This window comes from Desertihabitans brevis, assembly GCF_003327535.1.
Lineage (GTDB): Bacteria > Actinomycetota > Actinomycetes > Propionibacteriales > Propionibacteriaceae > Desertihabitans > Desertihabitans brevis.
Genome location: NZ_QOUI01000014.1, coordinates 12,963 through 35,872, shown reverse-complemented (window position 1 = coordinate 35,872; position 22,910 = coordinate 12,963). Strand labels below are relative to the sequence as shown.

The following is a 22,910-nucleotide window of genomic DNA, read 5'->3' as shown; positions in this document are numbered from 1 at the left end:
GCCCGCGGCTGAGCGGCGTCCGCGTCGCGGTGCGGGCGGGACGGGGGTGCCGGCGACCCTACGATGTCGCCCATGGTGACCTCCTCGCCCCGTGCCGCCAAGCGTCCTCCCGGCCCGTCCGGCTCCCGGCTGGGGGCCCTGGACCGGTGGTTCGAGATCACCGCGCGCGGTTCCACGGTCGGTCGTGAGGTCCGCGGTGGGCTGGTCACGTTCGTCACGATGTCCTACATCCTGGCGCTCAACCCGCTGATCATCGGCACCAAGCCGGACGCCGAGGGCAACCTGCTCGGCGGGCTGCCCTACACCGATGCGGCCGGGCAGGTGATCGGGGCCAACGTGGACGCCGCCATCGCCATGGTGGCCGCGGCCACCGCACTGGTGGCCGGGGTGATGACCATCCTCATGGGCGTGGTCGGACGCTTCCCGGTCGGGCTGGCCACCGGTCTCGGGCTGAACGCCTTCCTGGCGGTCCTGATCGCCCCGCAGATGACCTGGCCGCAGGCCATGGGGCTGGTGGTCATCGAGGGCGTCATCATCGCGGTGCTGGTGCTGACCGGCTTCCGCACCGCCGTGTTCCGCGCCATCCCGCGCTCGCTGCGCACCGGCATCTCGGTCGGCATCGGGCTGTTCATCACCTTCGTCGGGCTGGTCGACGGCGGCATCGTCCGCCCGGGTTCGGGCACCCCGGTGCAGCTGGGCATCGGCGGGTCGCTGTCGGGCTGGCCGGTGCTGGTCTTCGTGCTCGGGCTGGGGCTGCTGCTGGTGCTGCACGTGCTGCGGGTGCGCGGCGCGATGCTCATCGCCATCGCCACGGCCACCGTGGTCGCGGTCATCATCGAGGCCGTCGCGCAGATCGGGCCGAAGGTGGGGGAGGAGAACCCGGAGGGCTGGCTGCTCAACGTGCCCACCCTGGACGGGGTGGCCTCGCTGCCCGACCTGTCCCTGATCGGCCAGGTGGACGTGTTCGGCGCCTTCGCCGCCACCTTCGACGGCGGCTTCCGCGCCAACCTCTTCTTCGGCCTGGCGCTACTGGTGTTCGCGCTGCTGCTGGCCGACTTCTTCGACACCATGGGCACCGTGGTCGCCATCGGTGCGGAGGGCAACCTGCTCGACGACAAGGGCAACCCCCCGCACCTGACCCCGATCCTGCTGGTCGACTCCGCCGCGGCGGCCGCCGGCGGTGTCGGCTCGGTGTCGTCCAACACCTCCTACATCGAGTCCGCGGCCGGTGTCGGCGACGGGGCCCGCACCGGGCTGGCCTCGGTCGTCACCGGGGCGGCCTTCCTGCTGTCGATGTTCCTGGCGCCGCTGATCAGCATCATCCCCAGCGAGGCGGCCACCCCGGCCCTGGTCTTCGTCGGCTTCCTGATGATCAGCCAGGTGCTGAAGATCCAGTGGGACGACCCCGAGCAGGGCATCCCGGCCTTCCTCACCATGGTGCTGATGCCGTTCACCTACTCCATCACGGTCGGCATCGGGGCCGGGATCCTCAGCTACCTGCTGCTCAAGGTCGCCCGCGGCAAGGCGCGCCAGGTGCACTGGCTGATGTACCTGGTGGGGGCCGCCTTCGGTGTCTACTTCGCCCAGGGCATCCTCTCCCGCGTGCTCGGCGGCTGAGCCGGGGCGGGGCGCCGCATCCACAGCATCCCCAGCGCCACCCCGCCGACGGCCGCGACCGTCCCGCCGACCAGGGCGGAGAAGCCCCAGGCCGGCGCGATGGCCATCGCGACGAAGATCATCATCAGGCAGACGAAGAGGCTGGCCGCCAGCACCATGCCGGCCACCACGGTCACCCCGGAGGCGGGCTGGGCGGGTCGTCCGGCCGGCGGCTGCGGGGTCGGGGCGTCCAGGCGGGGGAGGTCGGCCAGCAGGCGGGCCAGGTCGGCCTGGGTCCGGGCGGCCATCGCCGCGGCCAGCCGGTCCTCCAGCTCGTCGGGCTCCAGACGGCCCGCGCTGTAGTGGCTGCTGAGCACCTCGCAGGTGCGGGTGCGTTCGGCGTCCCCGACCCGCAGCACGGGGACGATCCTCGGCGGGGCCGGGTGCGGGAAGGGCTCGGTGCGGATGATCGGGGAGGTCATGGCCTCATCCTCCGGATCCCGCCGGGAGCGGGCGAGCGGTCGGCGACCAGAGGGGCAGGACGCCCCCCGGACCGACGACCACGGTCGGAGCCGGACGCCGTCCGCTCCGTCCCCGGGTGGCCTCCCGCGCCCGCCCCCCGACGCACCACCGCAGGAATCTGACAGGCTGCTGAGAATGCGACGGTCTGGTCACAGCGCTCCGCGTCGGGAGGTGCCCGGCGCCGGCACCCGTTAGGGTGTTCCCGCCCGTCTGTGTCCAGAAGGAGTGTCTTGTCGTGCGTGGAGATCGAGCGTCCTCGGCCGTGCTGGCCCTGGTAGCTGCCGTGCTCGCCACCGGCCTGGCCGCTTGCGCGCCCGGTGTGAGCGCCGCCCCCAGCCCGAGCTCCGCACCGGCCACCCCGGTGGTGCGCAGCAGCAGCCCGACGCCCTCCCACCCGACGCCATCCCCCGCCCCGACGCCGACGCCGAGCGCGACGCCCAGCCCCACCCCGACGCCGACGCCCACCGCCAAGCCGGTGCTCAGCCCGGGCGACACCGGGGACAAGGTGCGCGAGCTGCAGTCCCGGCTCAAGCAGATCGAGTGGTTCTCGGGCAAGATCACCGACACCTACGGCGACTCCACCCGAGCGGCGGTGGACGGGTTCCAGGACAAGCGCGAGCTCGAGGTCACCGGCGTGGTCGACGAGCTGACCTGGGCGGCCCTGGTCGACATGACCCGCACCCCGACCGACGACGAGATGCACAACCGGCTCACCCCCGGCCCCGCGCTGTACGAGAAGGGCTCGCAGGGCGAGGAGGTCCGTGAGGTGCAGGCGCGTCTGAAGCAGATCGGCTGGTTCTCCGGTGAGGTCACCGACTTCTACGGTGACGCCACCGCCGCCGCGGTGAAGGGCTTCCAGGAGAAGCGGGAGCTCCCGGTCACCGGTGAGGTCGACCAGCGCACCCTCACCTCGCTGGAGGGCATGACCCGCGAGCCGACGAAGGCCGAGCTCACCAACGAGAAGCCCAAGAAGAAGAAGGAGAAGGAGAAGGAGGACGGCGGTTCCGACGCCGAGGCCGCCGGCTGGGACGACCGCTGCCTGACCGGCCGCGCGCTGTGCATCTCCAAGCAGACCAGCCAGATGGCCTGGATCATCGACGGCGAGGTGCAGTCCACCTTCGACGTCCGCTTCGGCTCGGAGAAGACGCCGACCCGCGAGGGCTCCTTCGTGGTCGGCTGGAAGTCCCGCGACCACGTCTCCACCATCTACGACACCCCGATGCCCTACGCGATGTTCTTCGACGGCGGGCAGGCGGTGCACTACTCGGCCGACTTCGCCGCCCGCGGCTACAACGGCGCCTCCCACGGGTGCGTCAACGTCCGCGACAAGGCCGGCATCAAGGCGCTCTTCGAGCAGGTCGACGTCTACGACAAGGTGATCGTCTACTCGTGATCCGCGCCACTGGCCGGCCCTGCCGGGTCGCGGTGGTCTCGGACTACTCCTTCGACACCCTCGGCGGTGCCGAGACCGCGATGTTCGAGCAGGCCCGCGCCCTGGCCGCCGAGCTCGACGTGACGGTGCTGGCACCCCGCAGCAGCCGGATGCCCGAGCTGGCCAGAACGCACCAGGTGCGGGTGGTCGGGGTGCCCTCGCAGGGACGGCTGTCCGTGCTCGGGATGCCGGTGCTGCGGAACACCCGTGAGCTGCGCACCCGGCTGCGCCGGCTGCTGGTGCGCCGCGACGTCGAGGTGGTGCACCTGCACTCGGAGTTCGGTCTGGCCGCCGCCGCCACGGCCGCCGCGCACGACCTCGGCATCCCCGTCGTGCAGACGGTGCACACCTTCTTCTGGCAGACCACCTGGCCGGTGCAGCAGCTGCTGCGTTGGGGTGCGCCCGGGTTCCACTCCCTGCTCACCGGGCTGCGGCCGACCCGCGTCCGGCTGGACGAGCGGCCCGGCAACTCCGCGATGCGCAACATGACCCTCACCCAGGCCCGCACCGTGGAGCGGGTGGTCTCACCGTCAGCCCACCAGGCCGCCGCGCTGCGGGCCGCCGGGCTGGAGCGGGTGGACGTCGTGCCGAACACCCTGTCGGTCGCCGCCGCGGCGACCGAACCGCTGCGCGGTGTGGACGGGCCGCTGCGGGTGGTGTGGGTCGGTCGGATGGTGCCGGAGAAGCGTCCGCTGCCGCTGGTGCGGGCGGCGCTGGCGGCGGTCGAGCGGCTCGGCCCGGGCCGGCTGCACCTCACCCTGGCCGGTGACGGCGAGCAGCTGGCCGAGGCCCGGGCCCTGGTCGGGGACCACCCTGAGGTGGAGCTGGTCGGCCGCACCTCGCACGCCCGGGTGCTCGACCTCATCGCCGGAGCCCACCTGTGCGCCCTCACCTCGGTCGGCTGGGACAACCAGCCGATGACGGTGGTGGAGGCGGTCAGCAACCTGCGCGGCGTCCTCTACTGCGACCCCCGGCTGACCGAGGGCCTGCGCTCGGCGGGGATCCTCGCCGACGGTGCGGACGAGGCCGCGCTGACCCGCCTGCTGGTCGAGCTGGCCGACGACCCGGCCCGGGTGGTGGCCGCCTCCGAAGGCGCCCTGACCGACCGCCGCGAGTTCGCCCCGGACGTCTTCCGGCGCCGGATCGGCGACGTCTACACCGCCGCCGCAGCGAGCCTGCGGTGAACGTCAGGTGTCGTCGCTGCGACCGCGGACCGAACATGCACCCCGGCCTCGCGACCATGGTTGTTTCAGGGTCCTGAGGCCCTGATCCGGCGCGAGCCGGCTGATAACTTCCACAGCATTCGGGAGTTCTCAGCCGGGGAGGCGACATCGTGTGGACCGCAGTGGCGATCGGCCTCGGGCTGGTGGCCGCCGTCTGCTTCGCCCTCGCCGCCGCGCAGCAGCACCACGCCGTCGGGCGCCACGTCGAGCGCACCGACAACGACCGGCACCTGAGCCTGCGCCACTTCATCGGACTGATGCGCACCCCGCGATGGCTGTTCGGCGTCGGGTTCGGTGCGCTGGGTGCGCTGCTGCACGTCAACGCCCTGCGGCTGGCCCCGGTCTCGGTGGTGCAACCGGTGGGGGTGATGGCGGTCCCACTCAGCGTGCTGCTGACCGCCCGGCGGACCCGGGTGCGGCCGCCGGCGAAGGTGTGGGCGGGGGTGGCGGCCACACTGCTGGGTGTCGTCGGGTTCGTCCTGCTGACCGCCGGCAGCGCCGGCAGCGAGGTGCCCGACTTCACCCACGTGCTCGTGGTCAGCGGCGGCGTCGCCGTCCTCTGCCTGGCGCTCGTCGCCGCCGCCACCCGGGCTCCCGGACGCTGGCCCACCCTGCTGTGGGCCAGCGCCGGCGCCTGCGCCTTCGGGCTGGCCTCGGCCTACGTCAAGGCCCTCTTCCTCATCCTCGGTGCCGGCACGCCGCTGACCTCACCGCAGGTGTGGGGCACGGCCCTGGTGATGGGGCTGGCCTTCGCGCTGGGGGGCTGGATGACCCAGCACGGCTACCTCGCCGGGTCGCCGGAGGTCGTGGTCGGCGCGCTGACCGTGACCGACCCGGTGGTCGCCGTCCTGATCGGTCTGTTCCTGCTGGGCGAGGGCGGCTTCGCGCTGCCGGTCCTGGCGGGGATGCTCGTCTCCGGACTGGTCGCCATCGCCGGTGTGGTCGTCCTCTCCAGCCACCACCCCGAGGTGGCCAAGCACCGTCCGCTCGTCGAGTCGAACCGGAGCACCTCGTGAAGATCCTCATCGCCGCCGACACCTACGCCCCCCAGATCAACGGGGCGGCCCGCTTCACCGAGCGGCTCGCCGAGGGGCTGGCCCGACGCGGCCACGACGTCCACGTCGCCGCGCCCTCACCGGACGGCCGCCCGGCCCGGCAGCGGGTGCGGGGGATCACCGTCCACCACGTGCGCTCCTACCGCTACCCCCGCTACGAGCGGTTCCGGCTGGGTGGGCCGTGGCGGACCGCGGCCCAGCCGCTGGTCGACGAGCTGCGCCCGGAGGTGGTGCACATCCAGGCCCACTTCACCGTCGGACGGGCCTTCGCCGCCGCCGCGGTGCACCGTGGCATCCCGGTGGTGGGCACCAACCACCTGATGATCGACAACGTCTTCGACCACCTGCCGGTGCCGGGCTTCGCCCGCGGGTGGGTGACGCGCACCGTCTGGCGCGACATCGGCCGGGTGTTCGGCCAGGCCTCCGTGGTCACGACCCCGACCCCGAGCGCGGTGCAGCTGCTCACCGAGGCCACCGGGCTGCAGGCGCTGGCGGTCTCCTGCGGGATCGACAACCACTCCTTCGCCGAGGCGAGCGGTCGGTGGGCCCCGGCCAAGGAGGCCGCGGACTGGGTGCCGACGGTGCTGTTCGTGGGCCGGCTCGACCCGGAGAAGCGGGTGGACGAGCTGCTGCGGGCCTTCGCCCAGCTGCCCGCCGACGTCCCGGCCCGGCTCGAGGTGGTCGGGCACGGCTCCTGCGGCGCCCAGCTGCGGGCGATGGCCGAGCGGCTGGGCGTGACCGACCGCGTCACCTTCCACGGCGTGGTCACCGACGAGGAGCTGGTCGAGGCCTACGGCCGGGCCGACCTGTTCTGCATGCCCGGGGTGGCCGAGCTGCAGTCGATCGTCACCCTGGAGGCGATGGCGGCCGGACGCCCGGTGGTGGCGGCCGATGCGATGGCGCTGCCGCACCTGGTGCGACCGGGACGCAACGGCTACCTCTACACCCCCGGCGACGTGGAGGAGCTGTCGGGCCACCTGCGTCGGCTGCTCGCCGACCCGGCGCTGCGGGCCCGGATGGGCCGGGAGAGCGAGACCATCGTGGCCGGGCACACCCTGGACGCCACGCTGGCCCGCTTCGAGGACATCTACTGCCAGGTGACCCGTGGCAGGATCGTGCGTCTGCGGCGCGCTGCCTGAGCGCCGACCGCCCGACCGCCTCCGAGACAAGGACCTGCCAGCGTGTTCGAACGTGTCGTCGACTGGGTCGTCAGCCTGATGACGGTGATCGGCGCCCCCGGCGTCGGTCTGGCCATCCTGCTGGAGAACGTCTTCCCGCCGATCCCGAGCGAGGTGGTGCTGCCGCTGGCCGGGTTCACCGCCCAGCAGGGCAACTTCAGCGTGGTCGCGGCCCTGCTCTGGGCCACCGCCGGCTCGCTGGTGGGAGCCTGGCTGCTGTACGCGCTGGGCGCCGCCTTCGGTGAGCGGCGGCTGGCCGCGATCGCGGACAAGATCCCGCTGACCGAGGCCGGCGACGTGCACCGCGCCACCGCCTGGTTCGACCGCCACGGCGCCCGCGCGATCTTCCTCGGCCGGCTGGTCCCGGGGGTGCGCAGCCTGATCTCGATCCCGGCCGGGGTGGACCGGATGAACCCGCTCACCTTCACCCTCTACACCCTCCTCGGCAGCGCCCTGTGGAACAGCCTGCTGATCGGCGCGGGCTACCTGCTCGGCACCCGTTGGCACCTGGTCGAGCAGTACATGGGCGTGATCTCCCGGGTGGTCTACGTCATCCTGGTGGCGCTGCTGGTCTACCTGGTGTGGTGGCTGATCCGCCGCCAGCGCCGGGCCGCGACCGCCGCCAAGGGCCTCCCGCAGGACGAGCAGGACTGATCCCCGGCGCCGTCCACAGGGCGGATCCGTCGTCCACAGCCGGCCCGGGGCGGTCGGCAGCCGTGCCCGTCCCGGCACACCTGGCGGGCATGACCTCTGACTCGCCGCCGACCGACCGTGTCCTGCCGACCGCGCCACCGACCATCCGCGCCGGCGACCCGTCCGAGGTACTGGGCGTGATCCCGTACCTGGTCGGGTTCCTGCCGGCCGACGACCTGGTGGTGGTGCTGCTGGCCGACCGGTGCGTGGTGGTGACCGCCCGGATGGACCTGGCCTCGGTGCCCGATGGCGGGGAGCTGGCCCAGCAGGTGGAGGACCTGGCCGACCTGCACGGGGCCGACGCCGCCGTGGTGGTGGCCTACTGCGCCGACCCCGAGCCGGTGGCCGCGCTGTTCGAGGGTCTGCCCGAGCGGCTCGACGGCGTCCGCCTGGTCGACCTGCTGCACGTCGACGGGCGGCGCTGGTGGTCGTGGCTGTGCAGCGCCGGCTGCTGCCCGCCGGAGGGTCGGCCCTACGACGTGGCCTCGAGCCGGACGGCGGCCGCGGCCGTCTTCGCCGGTCTGACCACCCTGCCCTCGCGCGACAGCCTGGCCGAGCTGGTCCGGCCCGAACCGGCGACCGAGGAGCGGGTCGGGCTGTACGAGACGGTGGCCGGCGACCTGCTGCCGCTCGGCCCGGACGCCGCCGCCAGGGTGGTCGCCCGCGTCGAGGCGCTGTGCGCGGCGGATGAGCTGCCCGACGAGCAGGCCGCGGCCGAGCTCGCGGTCAGCCTGTTCGACGTCGGCGTCCGGGACGCGGTGTGGGGCGCGCAGACCCGCTCGGGTGCGGCGCGGGCGGTGGGGCTGTGGTCGCGGGTGAGCCGGCTCGCACTGCCCCCGTTCCGGGTGGCCCCGGTGTGCCAGCTCGCCACCGCCGCCTGGCTGTCGGGGGACGGGGCGCTGATGTCGGTGTGCCTGGAGACGCTGGAGGCGGAGGGGGAGGAGAACCGGCTGGTGGCCGTCCTCGACAGCATCAACCGGCTGGGGCTGCCGCCGTCGTGGTGGGACGAGCCCGGTGCGGGGCGCACCACCGGGTGAGCCCGCCGGTCCCGCGTCGGCGGGCCCCTCCGTACGCTGGGCCCCGCCCGGCGGGAGGGGAGCGGATGCCGACGCAGCAGACCGGCCGGCGGTCGGCGACCGCCCTGGTCGGCCGTGCGCTGCTGCAGGTGCCCGACGACCCCGGGCCGGCGGCGGGCCGCGCTCCCGGACCGGCCGGTGCCCGCCGGCGTCGCCGGGTGGTGGTCGCGGGGACGCTGCTGGTCGGGACGGCGTTGCTCGGCTGGTCGCTGACCCGGCCGCCCGGCGACCCCTGGTTCGTCGCCTCCACGTTCGCCCTGGCCGCGGTCTGGGTGGTCGGCGCGCTGCTCTCGGGCCCGCTGCCGCTGGGCCGGTGGGTCACCGGCTCCGGGCGGGTGGTACCGCCGGTGCTGCCGGGGCTGCTGATCGGGACGTCGGCGGTCGCCCTGTTCTGCGCCGGCGGGTTCCTGGTCTCCCAGGTCGACGTGCTGCAGGCCGCCGTGCTGGCCGTCCTGTCGCACCTGCGGTGGTCGGTGCTCGGGCTGGTGGTGGCCGCGGCGCTGGTCAACGCGGTCGCCGAGGAGCTGTTCTTCCGCGGCGCCCTGCACGACGCGGTCGACGAGCTCCGACATCCCTGGCGGGCGGTGCTGGTCACCACCGCCGTCTACACGGTGGTGACGGCCGCCTCGCTCAACGGAGCGCTGGTGCTCGCGGCGGCGGTCCTCGGCACCCTGTGCGGGCTGCACCGGCGCGCCACCGGCGGGGTGCTGGGGCCGGTGCTGGTGCACGTGGTCTGGTCCACCGGGATGGTGGTCCTGCTCCGACCGGTGGTGCTGGCGGCCGGGTGAGCCGGGCGCCACCCCACTAGGGTCGGCAGCAGCCGGCGGAGGAGAGGCAGTGCAGCAGCAGGACGGGGAGCGGCGGGGCACCGCGCTGGTGACCGGGGCGACCGGGTACATCGGCTCGCGGCTGGTCCCGGCGCTGCTGGCCGACGGCTGGACGGTCCGGGTGCTCACCCGCTCCGCCGACCGGCTCCGGCGCCACCGGTGGGGCGACCGGGTCGAGGCGGTGGAGGGCAGCGCCGACGACCGCGCCGCGCTCGACGAGGCGCTGGCCGGGGTGGACGTGGCGTTCTGGCTGATCCACTCGATGGACGGCGACGGCGACTTCGCCGCCCGCGACCGAGAGCTCGCCGGCTCCTTCGCCGACGCCTGCGACCGGGCTGGCGTCGGCCGGATCGTCTACCTCGGCGGGCTGCACCCCGACGGGGAGGAGCTGTCGCCGCACCTGGCCTCCCGCCGCGAGGTGGAGCAGATCGTGCTGGCGGCCCGCACGCCGGCGGTGGTGCTGCGGGCCGCGGTCATCGTCGGCAGCGGATCGGCCTCCTTCGAGATGCTGCGCCACCTCACCCAGCGGCTGCCGGTGATGCTCGGACCGTCCTGGCTCGACAACCGCATCCAGCCGATCGCGGTCACCGACGTTCTGCACCACCTGACCGGCGTGGCCGCCGCGCCCGGACGGCTCGACCGCGCCTTCGACATCGGCGGGCCCGAGGTGCTCACCTACCGGCAGATGATCGAGCGCTACGCCCGGCAGGCCGGTCTCCTGCCGCGGCTCGTGCGCACCGTGCCGGTGCTCACCCCGCGGCTGGCCAGCCAGTGGGTCGGTCTGATCATCCCGGTGCCGACGGGGCTGGCCAGACCGCTGGTCGGCAGCCTGGTGCACGAGGTGGTGTGCGGCGAGCACGACATCGCCGAGGTCGTGCCCGACCCGCCGCAGGGGTTGCGCGGGTTCGACGACGCCGTCGCCGAGGCCCTGGCCGAACCCGACCCGGAGCGCTCGCCGGCCGGCCACACCGACGCCGACCCCGCCTGGGCCGGCCCGGTGGTGCGCACCGACCGCTACACCACCACGATCGCCGCGCCCCCCGAGGACGTCTGGGCGGCGCTGCGCGAGGTCGTGCTCGAGCACCCGGCGACCCAGCTCGGCTGGTGGGCGGAGCAGCAGAGCACCCCACCGCACCAGCTCGTGCTGCGCGCGCGCCGCGCGCTGACCGGACGCACGGAGCTGACCGCGACGCTCGAGCCCGTCCCGACCGGTTCGCGGCTCACCCTGCGCACCGAGCACCGGCCGCGCGGGCTGGCCGGCCAGCTCGGGTGGGTGCTGTCGGCCCCGCTGCGGGTGGTCGCCCAGGTGGTGGGCCAGCGGGCGGTCGCCCGGCAGGCGCTGGCCCGGCGCGAGCTCGCCGCCGGGGGAGCGGGGAGCGCTCGGAGGTGACGACACCGACCGACCGCATCCGCCAGCTGGCCGTGACGGCCGCGCTGGTGCTCGGCCTGGTCGGTCTGGTCTCCGGCAACGGGCTCCTCGGCGCCCCGGCCGCCGACCGCGCCGGTGGGGCGGCCGCGGAGGCCTCCGCCCTGGTCGTGCCGGCCGCGCCGGGATGGGCGCTCTGGCCGGTGGTCTACACCGGGCTGGTCGGCTACACGGTGTGGCAGTGGCGGCCGGGCCAGGGTGCGGCGCCCGCCCAGCGGGCCGCCGGCTGGTGGCTGGCGGCGGCCATGGCGCTGCAGGCCGTCTGGCTGCTGGCGGTCCCGGCCGGACGGCTCTGGCTCGCGGTCGTCGCCGTCCTCGGTCTCGCGGTGGTGCTCGCGACGCTGCTGCGCGCCCGCCAGGACGACGTCCCGGGCGACCGGGTCGAGCGGCTGCTGGTCGACGGCACCGCCGGGCTGCTGCTGGGCTGGGTGGTGGTCGCCGCCGTCGCCGACGTCGCCGCGGCCCTCGGCGACAGCGGGTCCGAACCGCCGGCCCCGGTCCGCGAGGGGCTGGTGGTGGTCGCGGTGGCGCTGGCGCTGATGCTGCTGGCCTCGACACTGCTCCGGCTCCGGGGACGCCTCGCCGTGGCCGTCGGTGGGGTCTGGGCGCTCGGATGGCTGGCGGTCGACCGGCTGACCGGCGAGCCGGCGTCCACCCCGGTCGGGGTGACCGCGCTGGTCGCGGTCGCCGGTGTCGTGGTGGCGTTCCTGGCCGGACGACGGGCGGCGGCACGCTAGCGTTGCCCGCCATGAGGTTCGTCGTCTGCGGTGAGGCCCTGATCGATCTCGCCAACGTCCCGGAGCCGTCCGACTCGTCCTTCCGCAGCACCTGGCAGGCGCTGTCGGCCGGCGGCCCGATGAACAGCGCGGTCGCGCTGGCCCGGCTGGAGCGGGACGTGCAGTTCCTGGGCCGGATGTCCACCGACCGCTTCGGCACCCAGCTGCGCCAGCACCTCGAGGCGGACGGGGTCGGGCTCGACGCCGTCGTCACCGTCGACGACCCGACCGCGGTGGCCGTGGTCAGCCTGGACGCCCACGGCAAGGCCAGCTACGCCTTCCACACCGAGCGCACCGCCACCTTCGGCTGGCGTCCCGGCGAGCTGCCCGCGCTCGGTGCGGACGACTGGCTGCACTTCGGCTCCATGCTGCTGGTGGTCGAGCCGGGGGCGTCGACCTTCCTCGAGTGGGTCCGCGACTGCCCGGCCCGGATGTCGGTCGACCTCAACGTGCGCAGCGCCGTCGTCGCCGACCCCGACGAGTACTGGCGCCGGGTCGAGCCCTACCTGGCGGTGGTCGGCCGCCGCGGCGGGGTGGCCAAGGCCAGCGACGACGACGTCCTCTTCCTCGCCCGGGCCGCCGACGCCAGCGCCGACCCGTCCGCCGACCCGGTCGCGCTGGTCACCGCGTGGGTGCAGCGGTTCGGGCTCGGTCTGTTCGTGCTCACGCTCGGCCCCGACGGCGCGCTCGCCGTGCTGGCCGACGGCGCCGTGGTGCGGGTGCGCGGGCACCGGGTCGAGGTCGTGGACACCGTGGGGGCGGGGGACACCTTCATGGCCGGCTTCCTCGCCGCCTGGGCGGGGGCCGACGGCGCGCCGACCGAGACCGTCCGCACCGCCCTGCAGCAGGGTGCGGCCGCCTCGGCCATCGTCTGCGGACGGCAGGGCGCCCAGCCGCCCACCCTGGCCGAGGTCCGCGCCTTCCTGGACGCCGCGGGCTGACGGCGACCGGGAAGCGGTCGGCCGCGCGCCCGGGCCGGCCGCTGGGGCTAGGATGGGCGGGTGCGCAACCAGCAGCTCCGGCTTCCCTAGCCGTCGGGTCGACCACCCGGCGGCTGCCCCTCGTGCCCAGCGGCACCGACGAGGGGCTTTTTCATGCCCCTGCTGCCCCGCACCGCACCACCGAGGAGGACTGACGTGACCGAGCAGACCGAGCGCCGGGTCTACGACGCGGCCGCAGCGCAGGAACGCTGGCAGGCCTACTGGGCCGAGCACGGCACCTTCGCCCCGGCCGACGACGGCAGCCGCGAGCGCCGCTACGTGCTCGACATGTTCCCCTACCCCTCCGGCGACCTGCACATGGGTCACGCCGAGGCCTTCGTCATGGGTGACGTGGTGGCCCGCCGGCTGAAGCTGCAGGGCTACGACGTCATGCACCCGATCGGCTGGGACTCCTTCGGGCTGCCGGCCGAGAACGCCGCCATCCAGCGCGGGTCGCACCCCGCCGACTGGACCTACGCGAACATCGAGACCCAGGCCCGCTCGTTCAAGCGCTACGGGCTGAGCCTGGACTGGTCGCGCCGGCTGCACACCTCCGACCCCGAGTACTACCGCTGGACGCAGTGGCTGTTCCTGCGCTTCCGCGAGCGTGGGCTGGCCTACCGCAAGGACAGCTTCGTCAACTGGTGCCCCACCGACCAGACCGTGCTGGCCAACGAGCAGGTGGTGCAGGGGCTGTGCGAGCGCTGCGGCTCGGTCGTCACCAAGCGCCGGCTCAACCAGTGGTACTACAAGATCACCGAGTACGCCGACCGGCTGCTGGACGACATGGCCTCGCTGGAGGGCGGCTGGCCCGAGCGCGTGCTGACCATGCAGCGCAACTGGATCGGCCGCTCGGAGGGCGCCTACGTCGACTTCGCCATCGAACGGGCCGACGGCAGCCGGCGCAGCACGCCGGTGCGGGTCTTCACCACCCGTCCCGACACCCTGTACGGGGCCACCTTCTTCCTGGTGGCGCCGGAGTCCGACCTGGCCGCCGAGCTGGTCGACGAGAGCCGGCGCGGCGACCTGGAGGCCTACGTCGAACGCACCCAGCAGGCCACCGAGATCGAGCGGCAGTCCACCGAGCGGCCCAAGACCGGGGTCTTCCTGGGGGTGCACGCGGTCAACCCGGTCAACGACGAGCGGATCCCGGTGTGGGCCGCCGACTACGTGCTGGCCGACTACGGCACCGGCGCGGTGATGGCCGTGCCCGCCCACGACCAGCGCGACCTGGACTTCGCCCGCACCTTCGACCTGCCCGTGCGGGTGGTCGTCGACACCGGTGCGGAGGACCCGGCCGTGACCGGCGTGGCCACTCCCGGCGACGGCCGCTACGTCGCCTCGCCGCTGCTGGAGGGGCTGAGCGACAAGGCCACCGGCGTCCGCACCATCGTCGAGCGGCTGGAGGCCGACGGCCGCGGCGAGGGTGCGGTGACCTACCGGCTGCGGGACTGGCTGCTGAGCCGGCAGCGGTTCTGGGGCTGCCCGATCCCGATCATCCACTGCCCCTCCTGCGGTGAGGTGCCGGTGCCCGACGACCAGCTGCCGGTGCGGCTGCCCGACCTGCGCGGGGCCGACCTGGCGCCGAAGGGCACCAGCCCGCTGGCCGCCGCCACCGACTGGGTGCAGGTGGAGTGCCCGTCCTGCGGCGGGTCCGCCAACCGCGACACCGACACCATGGACACCTTCGTGGACTCGTCCTGGTACTTCTTCCGCTACTGCTCGCCCGGCTACGAGGGCGGTCCGTTCGACCCCGAGGACGTCCGCCGCTGGATGCCGGTCGCCCAGTACGTCGGCGGCGTCGAGCACGCGATCCTGCACCTGCTGTACATGCGCTTCTTCACCAAGGTGCTGCACGACATGGGTCTGGTCGACTTCGAGGAGCCGATGCGCCGGCTGCTGAACCAGGGCCAGGTGATCAACCAGGGCAAGGCGATGAGCAAGTCGCTGGGCAACGGGGTCGACCTGGGCGCCCAGATCGACCAGTACGGGGTGGACGCCATCCGCACCACCGTCGTCTTCGCCGGACCGCCGGAGGACGACATCGACTGGGCCGACGTGTCGCCGGCCGGCTCGCTGAAGTTCCTGCAGCGGGCCTACCGGCTGGCCGACGACGTCGCCAGCGAGCCCGGCACCGACCCGGCCGGCGGTGACCTGGAGCTGCGACGCACCACACACCGGTGCGTCGCCGAGGTGACCATGCTGCTGGAGGACCAGCGCTTCAACGTCGTGGTCGCGCGCGTGATGGAGCTGGTCAACGCCACCCGCAAGGCCATCGACTCCGGCCCCGGTGCCGCCGACCCGGCGGTGCGCGAGGCCGCCGAGGTGGTCACGGTGGTGCTCAGCCTGGTCGCACCGTACGTGGCCGAGGAGATGTGGGAGCTGCTGGGCCACGGGCCGTCGGTGGCCGAGGCCAGCTGGCCGGTGGCCGACCCGGCGCTGCTGGTGGCCGAGTCGGTCACCTGCGTGGTGCAGGTCAAGGGCAAGGTGCGCGGACGCCTGCAGGTGCCGCCCACGATCGGTGAGGACGAGCTGCGGGAGCTGGCACTGGCCGACCCCGGCGTGCAGCGGGCGCTGGCCGGTCAGGCGGTCGGGAAGGTGATCGTCCGTGCGCCGAAGCTGGTCAGCATCGTCCCGGCCTGAGCCGTACCTCCCCGACCCGAAGGACTGCTGAGTGCACATCGCGATGATCTCCCTGCACACCTCCCCCGCCGACCTGCCGGGGGAGGGTGATGCGGGCGGGATGAACGTGGTCGAGCGGATGCAGGCCGACGCGCTGGCCCAGCTGGGGCACCGGGTCGAGTTCCTCACCCGGCGGACCCACCCCGACGTCCCGGAGGTCAGCGAGCTGTCGCCGGGGGTGACCCTGCGCCAGATCACCGCCGGGCCGGTCGAGGTGGTGGCCAAGAGCGCCGTCTCCGACCACATCGACGCCTTCGCCGCCCAGCTGGAGCACCTCGACGGCTACGACCTGGTGCACTCCCAGCACTGGATGTCGGGGATGGCCGCCCTCGGGTGGGCACAGCGGATGGGCGTGCCGCACGTGCAGAGCTACCACTCCCTGGCCGTCCCGCTCGGCCGCACCCTCGCCGAGGGCGAGCCGGCCGAGACCGAGGAGCGGGTGGCGGGGGAGAAGCTGCTCGCGCAGGCCTCGGACCTGGTGGTGGCGATCAGCCGGGCGGAGGCCACCACCGTGCTGGAGCGCTGCGACGCCGACCCCGACCGGGTGGTCGTCGTCCCGCCCGGGGTCGACCTCGAGCTCTTCCACCCGCCGGCCGGTGACATCACCGACGCCGACCCGCCCACCGGTGGCGGGCTCGGCCGCGGCTACGTCGTCTTCGCCGCCCGGCTGCAGCCGCTCAAGGCACCCGACCTGGCGATCGCGGCGATGGCCGGGCTGCCCCGCGACCGGCGGCCGCACCTGGTGCTGGTCGGCGGGGTGTCGCCGGACTTCCTGCGCTACCGCGCGGAGGTGGAGCGGGTGGTGGCCGAGCACCGCCTGCAGGACTGGGTCAGCTTTCGCGGGCCGCAGAGCCGCCAGCAGCTGGCCGAGCTGTTCCGTGGTGCCCGGGCGCTGCTGGTGCCGTCGTGGTCGGAGACCTTCGGGCTGGTGGCGCTGGAGGCCGCGGCCAGCGGCACCCCGGTGGTGGCCAACGACGCCGGCGGGCTGCGGGAGGCCGTCATCGACGGCGTCACCGGGTTGCTGGTCTCCAGCCGCGACCCGGCCGACTGGGCCCGGGCCGTCGACCGGGTGCTCTCCCCGGGCGAGCGCGGACCGATGAGCGTCGCCGCCCGGGAGCACGCCGAGCGGTTCACCCCCGAGCTGGCCGGACAGCTGCTGGTCGAGGCCTACGAGCGGGTGCTCTCGTGACCGCCCTCGGCGGCGCCGGCTCGCTGCTGGAGGGCATGACGTCCAGCCTGCTGGTGCACGCCCACCCCGACGACGAGACGCTGGCCACCGGCGCCCTCATCGCCGAGCTGGTCGGGCGCGGCCGCGACGTCGCGGTGCTCACCGCCACCCGCGGCGAGCAGGGCGAGATCGTCCCCGGCACGGTCGACGCGGCGGAGGGCAGCCCCGAGCTCAGCCGCGCCCGCGAGGCCGAGCTGGCCGGGGCGCTCGCCGCGCTCGGCGTGCGGCGCTCGGCCTTCCTCGGACAGCCGCCCGCCCGGGTGCCGGGCCGTTCGGCGCGCGGCTACCGCGACTCCGGCATGCGGTGGGTCTCGCCCGGTGTGGCAGGGCCGGCGGAGTCGGCCGACGACCGCTCCTTCACCTCGGCCGGGCTGGAGGAGGTGGTGGACGACCTGTGCGCCTACGTCGAGGTGGTCCGGCCCACCGTGCTCGTGAGCTACGACGCCGGCGGCACCTACGGCCACCCCGACCACGTCCGCTGCCACCACGTCACCCGGGAGGCGGCGCGCCGGACCGGGCTGGCGATGGTGGAGGTGCTGGTGCACGGAGAGGCGGACGACGCGGAGTGGTGGGACCTCTCCGCGCACCGCGCCACCGTGGTCGAGGCGCTGCGCCACCACGCGAGCCAGCTGACCGTGCTGCCGGGTGAGCAGGAGGTGCGCCACGTGGGCGGCCAGACCGAACCGGTCGCGCTGCGGGTGGGTCTCCGGCTCGTCGGCTGACCCTTCGTCCCCAGACCCGGGACGGGTCGGAGCGTTGTCCACAGGCGCGCTGGTCGGACGTGCGCACGGGCCCTCGCCGCCAACGGTGCCGGCATGTCAGGTCGAGGGGAGTCCGCCCGCAGCGACTACGTGCAGGCCCGGCTGGACGCCATCCTGTCCGGGGCCGCGACGTCGTCGGGCCGTCCGCCGGTCGAGGGTGCCACCGTGCTCTCGGCCCGTCGCCGGCTGCCCATCCCGGTGCTGGCCGAGGCGATGGGTCCACCGCGTCGCGGCCGCGCCCGCGACGGGGCGGCGGAGGGGGCTCGTCGAGCGGGTGGTGGCGTGGAGACGCTGATCCGGTCGTCCGACGCCGCCGCCGAGCGGCCGGCGCCGGTGACCGGCTGGTCGGAGTCGGCAGATGTGCCCGGCTCCTGGGCGCGGTCAGCGGACCCGCATGGGTCCTGGCCGGGCTCGGACGAGCCGACCGAGCCGCTCGACCTGCCTCCCCACCCGGCGGAGGCACCCGGCTCTCCCGACCCGTCCGGGCCGTCCGGACGGGTCGGGCGGTCCGGGCCGACCGGGCGGGTGGAGCGGTCCGGGGTCGACGACGACTGGCGTGCGGGGACGAGCGCGGGACGTGATGCGGCCGCGGAGGACCGGTGGACGAGCGCGCCCGAGGACGACCGGGCGGTCCGGGTGACCATCCCGCGGCTGACCCGTCGGCACCTGGCCGTGCTGGCCACCGTGCTCGCGCTCGCCGTGGCCTTCAGCGCGTTCCTGCTGCTGCGCGCCCGCGCCGACCCGGTTCCGGTGGTCACGGCGACACCGGTGACCCCGGAGGCCCAGCAGGGTGGCCCGCCGCCGGCCGGGCCGAGCCCCAGCCCGACCCCGGTGCCGACGCTGGTGGTGCACGTGCTCGGGGCGGTGCGCGAGCCGGGGGTGGTGGAGCTGCCCGCCGGCTCGCGGGTGGCCGACGCGATCGAGGCCGCCGGTGGGCTGGAGGACGACGCCGACCCGGGCGAGCTCAACCTGGCCCAGCCGCTGCAGGACGGCCAGCAGGTGCACGTGTCGGAGCAGGGCGAGGACTCGGAGGTGCGCGGGCCCGGGAGCGACGGCGGCGGTGGCGGAGGTGCTGTCGGCGGTGGGTCCGGCGGTGGGGGCACGGGCCAGCTGCTCGACCTCAACTCCGCCACGGCCGCGCAGCTGGAGGAGCTGCCCGGGGTGGGGCCGGTGACGGCGGAGAAGATCCTCGCCTGGCGGGAGGAGCACGGCCGGTTCAGCCGGGTCGAGGAGCTGCAGGAGGTGTCGGGGATCGGTCCGAAGTCCTACGCCGAGATCGCCCCGCACGTGCGGGTGTGAGCCGGGGCGGGCGGAGCGGCCGGTCCGCCGGGAGGCGGTGCGCCACTAGCCTGGCCGGGTGAGCGAGCGCTACCGCACCTTCGTCCCGGTGCCCCCGGCCGAACGCCACGAGCTGCGGCGGCGGGCGGTGCGCGTCCTCGTGGTCGGACGGTCCGCGGACGGTGAGGAGGTGCTGCTGTTCGAGGACACCGATCCCGGCGTCCCCGGCGTGTCGTGGTGGATGACCCCCGGCGGCGGCATCGACCCGGGGGAGGGCGAGCTGGAGGCGGCGGTGCGCGAGCTGGCCGAGGAGACCGGGCTGGTGGTCACCGCCGACCGGCTGGTCGGCCCGGTGGCCCGGCGGGAGGTGGTGCACGGCTACAGCGACCAGGTGGTCATCCAGACCGAGTCCTTCTGGCTGCTCGAGCTGGACCGCTTCGAGGTCGACATCGCCGGCCACACCGAGGAGGAGCAGCTCACCATCCAGCAGCACCGCTGGTGGCCGCTGGCCGAGCTCAGCAGCACCACCGCCTGGATCTGGCCGGCCGAGCTGGTCGCCCTGGTCGAGGCCGGCCGGGGCGGCGGCGCGGTGGTCGAGCTGGGCCGCCAGGAGGAGTCGACCGTGCCGGTCGAGGTGCCCACGGGCTACGACGCGCTGGTGCTGGCCGGCGGTCGCGCCCGTCGTCTGGACGGGGCGAGCAAGCCCGAGGTCGAGCTCCGCGGACGTCGGCTGGTCGACCACGTCCTCGGTGCCGTCACCGGCGCCGACGCCACGGTGGTGGTGGCGCCCGAGACGCTGGCGCTGCCCGACGGTGTGCGCCGCACGCTGGAGTCGCCGCCCTCCGGCGGTCCGGTCGCCGGGCTGGTGGCCGGGCTGGCCGCCCTCGCCGACGGCCGCACGCCGGGTCAGCTCACCGTGGTGCTCGGCTGCGACGCCCCGTTCGTCGCCGGTGCGCTGCCCCGCCTGCTGGCGGCGCTCGTGGCGGACCCGCAGCTGGACGGGGCGGTGGTCGCCGACGCCGACGGACGTCGGCAGTGGCTGTCGGCGGCCTACCGCACCGAGGCGCTGCGGCGGGCGCTCGGGGGCTCCGACGGCCGCGACGCGGCGGTCCGGGCCGTTCTCGGCGGGCTGCGGCTGCACGTCGAGCCGGCGCGCGGGCTGGAGGCGGTCGACCTCGACACCTGGGACGACATCCGCGCCGTCCAGGCCTGAGCGCTCCGTCCGCCGGCAGCCGAGACGAGAGGGGCGACGCGGAGCGGCGAGCCAGGCTAGCCTCACCTCAGCACGTGAGGGGGAGCCATGAGCCAGCCACCAGCACCGACCGGACCGGAGGACTCCGGAGGCGGGGTCGTCGAGCCGAGCACGCTCGGCCCCTGGCAGCGCAACAGCCTGGTCACCGGGCTCTACGTGACCCAGTTCGTCGGAGTCGGCTTCCTCGGCACCGGCCTCTCGGTCGTGCTGCGCGACAACGGCTACGGCCTCGACGTCCTCGGCTGGCTGGCGCTGGCCGGACTGGTGTGGCCGCTGAAGGTGCTGTGGGCGCCGCTGGTCGACCGTTGGGGCTGGGCCGTCGTCGGCGGGCACTACCGGGGCTGGCTGCTGGCGCTGCAGCCGCTGATGGTGCTGGTGATCCTGGCGATGGTGCCCTTCGACGACCTCTCCGACCTCACCCCCGTCGTCGTCCTCGGCATCCTGCTCGCCATGCTGTCGGCGACCCAGGACACCGCCAGCGACGCCCTGGCCCTGCTGGTCATGCGCGGCCGCGAGCGCGGGCTGGCCAACGGCCTGCAGGTCCTCGGCGGCTACCTCGGGAACCTCCTGGGTGGCGGTCTGACCGTGGTCGTCTACGACTGGTGGGGCTGGTCGGCGGCCATGCTCTTCCTCGCCGTGGTCACCGCCCTGCCGATCGCCAACATCGTCGTGCTCCGCGAACCCGCGGTGGCCGTCCGGGCGCGGCCGGACCTGCGCACCGCCGTCGCCGCGCTGGGCACCGTGCTGCGCCAACCCGGTGCCGCGCGGTGGGCCCTGCTGGTGGTGCCGCTGGCCATCGGCGCGGCCGGCATGGTCACCGCCCTGCTCGCACCCGCGCTGGTCGACCAGGGCTGGACGCCCGCGCAGGTGGCGTCGGTGACCGGTGTGCTGACCGGGCTCGCCGGGATGGTCGGCGGTCTGCTCGGAGGTCTGCTGGTCCGCCACGCCGGCCGCGTCCGCACCGTGGTGGTCAGCGGGGTGGTCCTCGTGCTGGCGGCCCTGACCCTGGTCGTCACGGCCTTCGCCGACGCCGACCGGGTGGTGGTCGTCTGGGTGGTGACCGTCTACTACCTGGGCTTCTGCGCCCTCTCCGCGGTGCTCTACACCGTCCACATGGACTACGCCCGCCCGGGCACGGCCGCCACCGACTACGCCCTGGTCAACACCCCGGCGCAGGTCGTCGGCTTCCTCACCGGCTCGGTCGCCCTTTTCGCCGCCGGGGCCGTCGGCTACCGACCGGTCGCGCTCGTCGCCGCGCTCGCCTTCGCCGCCGCCGTCGTGCTGGCGCTGCTGCACCTGGACCGCTACCGCCCCGATCTCGCCCAGCACGAGCCGTCCGCCTCACCCGAGCTCTCCGGCCCCCGCGACGTCGCCCGCGGCCAGGTCGGCTAGCCGAACCGGGCGGGTCCGGGCGGGCGCCCGGGATCCCGCGTACGCCTGCTGGTGAGGGGTGCCCGTCCGCTGCGCTGGCGTGGCTGAGGCGCCGCTGGATGCTGAGGGTTCCCGTCGCGGCGCTCGGGCTGGTCGAGCGGCGCTGGTCCTGAGGGGTGCCCACTCGAGGCGCTCGTCCCGGCGGCGGAGGCGCTGGGTGCTGAGGGCCGCCCGGTCGGCGCGGTGCTCGGCCGCGACTGTCCTCCCGCTCGCGAGGAGCGCCCACCCGGTGCGCTCGTCGGCCGCTGGCGTGCCGCGCACGCTGAGGACCGCCCGATCAGCGCATCGCCCATCCGGGGTCTCGTCATGACCTGGCCGCGCCCACTGGGACGACTCCTCAGCGGGGAGCAGCTGGCCGGCTGCCGGAGGACCGGCCGGTCGATGCGCCGCCCGGCTGGTGCGCCGCCGTGGGCGCCGGCTCCGCCTGCTCGGTCGGCCTCGGCGCCCGCCACAGCTCGGCGATGGAGTGGAGGAGCCCCGGGGACTCGGTCAGGTGGTAGGCCGAGCCGGCCGGCAGCTGCGTAACCAGACGGTGGTGCGCCTCGCGGTAGGCGTGGTAGGGCAGCGAGGGCACCAGGTGGTGCAGCGCGTGCAGCCGCAGCCCCACCGGACCCCACACCAGCCCGGCCACCCGTGAGCGCGGGTAGTTGATGGTGTCGATCATCTGCAGCACCAGGTTGGCCTCGGAGTCGTTGCCGAGGTAGCGGTGCGCGCCGAGCAGCCGTGCGGTGTCCAGACCGGCGACGCCGACCATCAGCGCCAGCCACCACAGCAGCACCACGGGGGAGAGGACGCCGGTCAGCACCAGGCCGAGCACCGCCCAGACCAGGACGAAGCAGACCGCCTCCTGCACCAGCCAGCGCGTCCGCTGCGACCGCTTCGGCGGGTGCCCGCGGTACTCCACGTCGATCTTGATCGTGGACGCCCGGGCGTAGACCCACTCCCGGGTGCGCGGCACCAGCCACGACACCGGCGCCAGCACGCCGAAGCGGACCGGGCCGAACAGCGGCAGCACCAGCGCGCTGAGCGCCATCTTCACCATCTCGCTGCGCGACATCCGGGCGAAGGCCACGTACTCGGCGTCCCCGGCGGTGCCGTAGAGCCGGCGGCTGTGGTGCTCGGAGTGCCCCTCGTACATGAAGTAGGGGATGAGCAGCCAGAACCCCACCAGCACGTTCCACCCCAGCCCGAACCGGCTGCGGTGCTCGCGCCGGCGGAAGTGCACCAGCTCGTGGATGAACAGCGTGGCCCGATACATCGCCACCGCCGCCGGTAACAGCAGCAGCGCCGCCCAGGGAGTCCTCGGCGTCAGCACCACCACCGCTCCGAAGGCCGACCACCCCGCCAGCGCCGACAGGCACAGGTCGGTCCAGTACACCGCCATCCGCGGGGTCATCAGGTCCGAGAGCAGCCGGATGGCGCGGGCCGCGTCGAAGTCGGCAGCCGCCGCCACCCGTTCGGCGTGGGTGCTCACCGGCCGACCCGCCGGTGGCG

19 protein-coding genes are annotated in these 22,910 nt (G+C 74.6%); 17 read left to right on the top strand and 2 right to left on the bottom strand.

The features are described 5' to 3' along the window. The first annotated feature begins 72 nt into the window (after positions 1-72). A complete protein-coding gene (locus DT076_RS17915) occupies positions 73-1,617 on the top strand; it encodes an NCS2 family permease (protein ID WP_114128073.1) in 1,545 nt (514 codons plus the stop codon). Here DT076_RS17915 and DT076_RS17910 read toward each other — a convergent pair. Next, positions 1,575-2,078, bottom strand: coding sequence for a DUF1707 SHOCT-like domain-containing protein (locus tag DT076_RS17910; RefSeq protein ID WP_114128072.1), 504 nt, complete (start codon positions 2,076-2,078; stop codon positions 1,575-1,577). The two genes, DT076_RS17915 and DT076_RS17910, sit on opposite strands and share 43 nt — an antisense overlap. Positions 2,079-2,353: 275 nt before the next feature. On the opposite strand from DT076_RS17910, the gene DT076_RS17905 reads away from it, so the two are divergent. The 16 genes from DT076_RS17905 to DT076_RS17840 all read left to right on the top strand — a co-directional run bounded on the left by DT076_RS17905 (position 2,354) and on the right by DT076_RS17840 (position 21,377). Then, complete coding sequence (locus DT076_RS17905) at positions 2,354-3,511, top strand: L,D-transpeptidase family protein (RefSeq protein ID WP_233494053.1); 1,158 nt, start codon at positions 2,354-2,356, stop codon at positions 3,509-3,511. Further along, a complete protein-coding gene (locus DT076_RS17900) occupies positions 3,508-4,734 on the top strand; it encodes a glycosyltransferase family 4 protein (protein WP_114128070.1) in 1,227 nt (408 codons plus the stop codon). Before DT076_RS17905 ends, DT076_RS17900 begins: the two co-directional genes overlap by 4 nt. A 149-nt stretch (positions 4,735-4,883) precedes the next feature. Next, positions 4,884-5,789 carry a DMT family protein gene (locus DT076_RS19720; protein WP_199539282.1) on the top strand — a complete coding sequence of 302 codons (906 nt, stop codon included), beginning with the start codon at positions 4,884-4,886 and terminating at the stop codon, positions 5,787-5,789. Next, positions 5,786-6,967, top strand: coding sequence for a glycosyltransferase (locus DT076_RS19715; protein ID WP_199539281.1), 1,182 nt, complete (start codon positions 5,786-5,788; stop codon positions 6,965-6,967). The genes DT076_RS19720 and DT076_RS19715 overlap by 4 nt, the downstream gene beginning before the upstream one ends. 42 nt (positions 6,968-7,009) lie before the next feature. Continuing rightward, positions 7,010-7,660, top strand: coding sequence for a DedA family protein (locus DT076_RS17890; protein WP_233494052.1), 651 nt, complete (start codon positions 7,010-7,012; stop codon positions 7,658-7,660). Between the two features lie 89 nt (positions 7,661-7,749). Next, a complete protein-coding gene (locus DT076_RS17885) occupies positions 7,750-8,736 on the top strand; it encodes a DUF4192 domain-containing protein (RefSeq protein WP_114128069.1) in 987 nt (328 codons plus the stop codon). Between the two features lie 65 nt (positions 8,737-8,801). Further along, positions 8,802-9,563: a CPBP family glutamic-type intramembrane protease gene (locus DT076_RS17880; RefSeq protein ID WP_114128068.1), complete on the top strand. Its 762-nt coding sequence runs from the start codon at positions 8,802-8,804 to the stop codon at positions 9,561-9,563. A gap of 49 nt (positions 9,564-9,612) precedes the next feature. Continuing rightward, entirely contained in the window at positions 9,613-10,992 is a 1,380-nt protein-coding gene (locus DT076_RS17875) for an NAD(P)H-binding protein (RefSeq protein WP_158548194.1), read from the top strand. Then, positions 10,989-11,765, top strand: a complete 777-nt coding sequence (locus DT076_RS19500) for a tryptophan-rich sensory protein (RefSeq protein WP_158548193.1) — start codon at positions 10,989-10,991, stop codon at positions 11,763-11,765. Before DT076_RS17875 ends, DT076_RS19500 begins: the two co-directional genes overlap by 4 nt. A gap of 11 nt (positions 11,766-11,776) precedes the next feature. Continuing rightward, the gene (locus tag DT076_RS17870) at positions 11,777-12,745 is read left to right on the top strand and encodes a PfkB family carbohydrate kinase (protein ID WP_158548192.1); all 969 of its coding nucleotides are present in this window, start codon (positions 11,777-11,779) and stop codon (positions 12,743-12,745) included. A gap of 153 nt (positions 12,746-12,898) precedes the next feature. After that, positions 12,899-15,427, top strand: a complete 2,529-nt coding sequence (gene leuS / locus DT076_RS17865; protein WP_114128066.1) for a leucine--tRNA ligase — start codon at positions 12,899-12,901, stop codon at positions 15,425-15,427. A 31-nt stretch (positions 15,428-15,458) separates the two neighbouring features. Continuing rightward, on the top strand, positions 15,459-16,655 hold the full coding sequence (locus DT076_RS17860; protein WP_233494051.1) for a glycosyltransferase: 1,197 nt from the start codon (positions 15,459-15,461) through the stop codon (positions 16,653-16,655). Continuing rightward, positions 16,652-17,416: a PIG-L family deacetylase gene (locus tag DT076_RS17855; RefSeq protein WP_199539279.1), complete on the top strand. Its 765-nt coding sequence runs from the start codon at positions 16,652-16,654 to the stop codon at positions 17,414-17,416. The genes DT076_RS17860 and DT076_RS17855 overlap by 4 nt, the downstream gene beginning before the upstream one ends. A gap of 93 nt (positions 17,417-17,509) precedes the next feature. Beyond that, positions 17,510-18,754, top strand: coding sequence for a helix-hairpin-helix domain-containing protein (locus DT076_RS20310; protein ID WP_147264190.1), 1,245 nt, complete (start codon positions 17,510-17,512; stop codon positions 18,752-18,754). 58 nt (positions 18,755-18,812) lie between these two features. Then, positions 18,813-19,946, top strand: a complete 1,134-nt coding sequence (locus tag DT076_RS19710) for an NTP transferase domain-containing protein (protein ID WP_199539278.1) — start codon at positions 18,813-18,815, stop codon at positions 19,944-19,946. Positions 19,947-20,033: 87 nt separating this feature from the next. Continuing rightward, positions 20,034-21,377: an MFS transporter gene (locus DT076_RS17840; RefSeq protein ID WP_114128064.1), complete on the top strand. Its 1,344-nt coding sequence runs from the start codon at positions 20,034-20,036 to the stop codon at positions 21,375-21,377. A gap of 376 nt (positions 21,378-21,753) precedes the next feature. Here the strand turns inward: DT076_RS17840 and DT076_RS17835 are convergent, their stop codons facing one another. Then, the gene (locus DT076_RS17835) at positions 21,754-22,890 is read right to left on the bottom strand and encodes a fatty acid desaturase (RefSeq protein WP_114128063.1); all 1,137 of its coding nucleotides are present in this window, start codon (positions 22,888-22,890) and stop codon (positions 21,754-21,756) included. Positions 22,891-22,910: the final 20 nt, after the last annotated feature.

Coding starts and splice junctions, on each gene's coding strand:
- DT076_RS17870 (WP_158548192.1), top strand. CDS start 11,777: ATGAGGTTCGTCGTCTGCGGTGAGGCCCTGATCGATCTCGCCAACGTC.
- DT076_RS17910 (WP_114128072.1), bottom strand. CDS start 2,078: ATGACCTCCCCGATCATCCGCACCGAGCCCTTCCCGCACCCGGCCCCG.
- DT076_RS20310 (WP_147264190.1), top strand. CDS start 17,510: ATGTCAGGTCGAGGGGAGTCCGCCCGCAGCGACTACGTGCAGGCCCGG.
- DT076_RS17885 (WP_114128069.1), top strand. CDS start 7,750: ATGACCTCTGACTCGCCGCCGACCGACCGTGTCCTGCCGACCGCGCCA.
- DT076_RS17915 (WP_114128073.1), top strand. CDS start 73: ATGGTGACCTCCTCGCCCCGTGCCGCCAAGCGTCCTCCCGGCCCGTCC.
- DT076_RS17840 (WP_114128064.1), top strand. CDS start 20,034: ATGAGCCAGCCACCAGCACCGACCGGACCGGAGGACTCCGGAGGCGGG.
- DT076_RS17880 (WP_114128068.1), top strand. CDS start 8,802: ATGCCGACGCAGCAGACCGGCCGGCGGTCGGCGACCGCCCTGGTCGGC.
- leuS (WP_114128066.1), top strand. CDS start 12,899: ATGCCCCTGCTGCCCCGCACCGCACCACCGAGGAGGACTGACGTGACC.